Origin of the sequence: Castellaniella sp., from assembly GCF_041675725.1 — a bacterium.
Taxonomy (GTDB): domain Bacteria; phylum Pseudomonadota; class Gammaproteobacteria; order Burkholderiales; family Burkholderiaceae_B; genus Castellaniella.
This window is the reverse complement of sequence record NZ_JBAYTI010000117.1, coordinates 1-3,412: the sequence shown is the minus strand read 5'-3', so window position 1 is coordinate 3,412 and position 3,412 is coordinate 1. Positions and strand designations below refer to the sequence as shown.

The following is a 3,412-nucleotide window of genomic DNA, read 5'->3' as shown; positions in this document are numbered from 1 at the left end:
GGCGGCCCGGCGCTGTCGCGGCTGGCGCAGGCGGGCGACCCCCAGGCGCACGCCTTGCCGCGCCCCATGCTGCACGGCAAGACGCTCGATTTCAGCTTCAGTGGGCTCAAGACGGCGGTTTTGACCCGCCTGCAGGCCCTGGAAAAGCAGGGCCTGGCCGACGATCCAACGGCGCGGGCCGACCTGGCGGCGGCCACCGAGGCCGCCATCGTAGACGTGCTGGCGGGCAAGGCGCTGCAGGCGTTGAGCCAGACCGGCCTGCAGACCTTGGTGGTGGCGGGTGGCGTGGGTGCCAATGGCCCCTTGCGCGCGCGCCTGCAGCAGGCCATGGTCCGGCGTGGCGGGCAGGTGTTCTTCCCGCCGGTGGCGTTGTGCACCGACAACGGCGCGATGATTGCGTGGGCCGCCGTACTGCGCGCGCGCGCCGGCCTGGTCGATTGGGCGGCCCTGCGCGATGACACCGGTTTCGACGTGCATCCCCGCTGGGATCTCCAGGACGTCTGCGTGCGCTGAATGCCTGCCGGCGCTACGGCCGGCGGCGCTTGCCCCGGGTGGGTGCGGCAGCCGGCGCCTTGCGTGACGCGCCGATTTTGCCTTCTTTGCCCGCCAGCAGACGGCTGATGTTGGCCTGGTGCCGCGCCAGCAGCAGCACGCTGATCAGGACGATCACGCTGGCGGTCAGCGTATCGACGCGCCAAGCCACCCCATTGCCCAGGATGTAATAAAAGGGCGCGAAAATGGCCGCCAGGATGGCCGCCAGAGACGAATACCGGGTGATCGCGGCCACCAGCAGCCAGGTCAGCACCACCGCCAGCGCCAGCCAGCCGTGCAGGCCCAGCAGCACCCCCAGTGCGGTGGCCACCCCTTTGCCGCCACGAAACCGCAGGAATATCGGGTACAGATGGCCGAGGAACGCGCCCAGCCCGGCGATGGGCACCGCGGCGGCCGTGAGCCAGCCTTGCTGCACCGCCGCGGCGGCCAGGAACACCGCCAGCCAGCCCTTGGCGGCATCGCCCAGCAGCGTCAGGATGGCGGCCGATTTGTTGCCACCACGCAACACATTGGTGGCGCCCGGGTTGTGCGAACCGAAGCTGCGCGGATCCTGCAGGCCCATGGCCTTGCTGACCAGCACGGCAAACGATACCGAGCCCAACAGGTAGGCGGCGAGCAGGACGGCGAGCAGCGCGCTGGCCGACAGCAGGGAGGTCATGGTCATGTTCCGGCCCGTTGGGCTGACTGATCTGGATGCCTGTCATTCTATACCGGGTACAATCAGCTGCATTTGGTTTCAGGCTTTTTTGGGCGGGGCTCATGCGCATACTGGTTTCCAATGACGACGGCTACAGCGCTGCCGGCATCGAGGCGCTGGTGGCCGCCCTCAGGCCGCTGGGCGACATCACGGTGATTGCACCCGAGACCAACTGCAGCGGCGCGTCCAATTCGCTCACGCTCAGCCGGCCGTTGTCGGTGCGGCAGGCGGCCAACGGCTTCTTCCACGTCAACGGCACACCGTCGGACTGCATTCACGTCGCTCTCACGGGCTTGCTCGATTTTCGGCCGGATCTGCTCGTCTCGGGCATCAACAATGGCGCCAACATGGGCGAAGACACCTTGTATTCCGGCACCGTGGCGGCCGCCTCCGAAGGTTTTCTGTTCGGCATTCCCTCCATTGCCTTTTCGCTGGTGCAGCGCGAATGGCAGCATCTCGATTGCGCCGCGCAAGTGGCGCGCGAGCTGGTCGGCCGGTTTCGTGATGACCCCTGGGCCGAGCCCATGCTGCTCAACGTCAACATCCCGGCCGTGCCCTACCATGCGCTCAAGGGCTTTCGCACCACGCGGCTCGGGCGGCGGCATCCGTCCGAACCGGTCATCCGCAGCACCTCGCCCTATGGCGACGAGGTCTACTGGATTGGGCCGGTCGGGCGCGCCCGCGACAACGGTCCGGAAACCGATTTCGGTGCGATCGAGGCCCAGGCGGTCTCCATGACGCCGCTGCGCCTCGATCTCACCGACCATGCCCGCACCCAGGCGGTGGCCCGCTGGGCGGGGCCACTGGCCACGCCATGAGCAAGCCCCGGCGTCCGGCGGCGGGGCCCGTCTCGCACGGCCCGGGCCCGGGTGCGCGTCCGGGCGACGGGCGTGCGGCCTTCTCGGCCGCCAACAGCAATACCCGCATCCTGGGGCCGCGTTCGTTCGTGCTGCCTACGCCGGCGGCGCGCCAGGCGGCGGACGCCGGGGCGGCGCCCGCCAACCTGGGGCTCAACTCCGAACGCCAGCGCCACGCCATGGTGCAGCGCCTGCGCGCGCAAGGGATCACCGACGAGCGCGTGTTGGCCGCCATGATGGCGGTGCCGCGCCACGTATTCGTCGACCAGGGGCTGGCCAGCCGGGCCTACGACGACGCCGCCTTGCCCATCGGGTATGGCCAGACCATCTCGCAGCCCTGGGTCGTGGCCCACATGATCGAGGCCATGGTGCGCGGGCGCACGCCGCAGAAAGTGCTGGAAATCGGGGCGGGCTGCGGCTATCAGGCGGCCGTACTGGCCCAGTTCATCCCCGTGGTGCATGCGGTGGAACGGGTGCGCGGCCTCTATGAACTGGCCAGCAAACATTTGAAATCACTGGCCTTGCCGGGGCGGGTACACTTGTCCTATGGCGATGGCATGGCTGGGCTTGCGCGCCATGCGCCCTTCGAGGGTATTGTGGTGGCGGCTGCGGGGGTTAAAATCCCCGAAGTACTGTTCGATCAACTGGCCGTGGGTGCGCGGCTGATTGCCCCTGAAGGCAGTACGCACCAGCGGCTCATGCTCATCGAACGCACCGGGCCTGAAAGCTGGCAGCGTACCGAACTCGAGTCCGTCCGTTTTGTACCCCTGCGTCCTGGCACGCAGGCCTGAGGAGATCCCCCATGTATCACGGCACGCTGCCCATCACAGCTGCTTCGCTTCAATCGCGCCGCTGGCGGCGCTACGCGCTGCTGGCCGCCGTCTGCAGCGCGCTCGTGCTGGCCGGCTGCGCATCGCGCAAGGCGCCGGCCCCGGTGGCCGATCATTCCAGCAGCGCCGTGGCGCCCGCCCAGGGCACCTATGTCGTGCGCTCGGGCGACACGCTCTATGGCATTGCGCAGCGGCACGGGCTGTCGGTCGATCAGCTCAAGCAGCTTAATGGCATCACCGATCCCACGCAGCTGGCCATTGGCCAGGTGCTGCGGCTCGATGCCGGGACGGCGCGCCCGGTGGCCGGTGGCGCGGTCACCTCGCCGGTCACGGGCGCCGGCACCGGCAGCGCCGCCACGGCCAGCCCGGCCGCCCCGGTCGACACGTCCAGTGCGCGCGCCAGCGACGCCAACCTCGTCCAGTGGGGCTGGCCGGCGTCGGGCAAGATCATCCAGGGGTTCAACAGCACCACCAAG

Annotated in this window: 4 protein-coding genes and 1 pseudogene; 4 read left to right on the top strand and 1 reads right to left on the bottom strand. The window is 69.1% G+C overall.

Annotated elements, in window-relative coordinates; all coding sequences use genetic code 11:
• Positions 1 to 513 (top strand): annotated as a pseudogene (locus WCZ84_RS13850) (tRNA (adenosine(37)-N6)-threonylcarbamoyltransferase complex transferase subunit TsaD); the annotation flags it as partial.
• Positions 514 to 526: 13 nt separating this feature from the next.
• Here WCZ84_RS13850 and plsY read toward each other — a convergent pair.
• Positions 527 to 1,210: a glycerol-3-phosphate 1-O-acyltransferase PlsY gene (plsY, locus tag WCZ84_RS13845; RefSeq protein WP_372686863.1), complete on the bottom strand. Its 684-nt coding sequence runs from the start codon at positions 1,208 to 1,210 to the stop codon at positions 527 to 529.
• A gap of 101 nt (positions 1,211 to 1,311) precedes the next feature.
• On the opposite strand from plsY, the gene surE reads away from it, so the two are divergent.
• The 3 genes from surE to WCZ84_RS13830 all read left to right on the top strand — a co-directional run.
• Positions 1,312 to 2,067, top strand: coding sequence for a 5'/3'-nucleotidase SurE (gene surE, locus WCZ84_RS13840; RefSeq protein WP_372686862.1), 756 nt, complete (start codon positions 1,312 to 1,314; stop codon positions 2,065 to 2,067).
• The gene (locus WCZ84_RS13835) at positions 2,064 to 2,897 is read left to right on the top strand and encodes a protein-L-isoaspartate(D-aspartate) O-methyltransferase (protein WP_372686861.1); all 834 of its coding nucleotides are present in this window, start codon (positions 2,064 to 2,066) and stop codon (positions 2,895 to 2,897) included. Before surE ends, WCZ84_RS13835 begins: the two co-directional genes overlap by 4 nt.
• Positions 2,898 to 2,908: 11 nt before the next feature.
• The coding region (locus WCZ84_RS13830; protein ID WP_372686860.1) for a LysM peptidoglycan-binding domain-containing protein at positions 2,909 to 3,412 on the top strand (504 nt) is incomplete at its 3' end.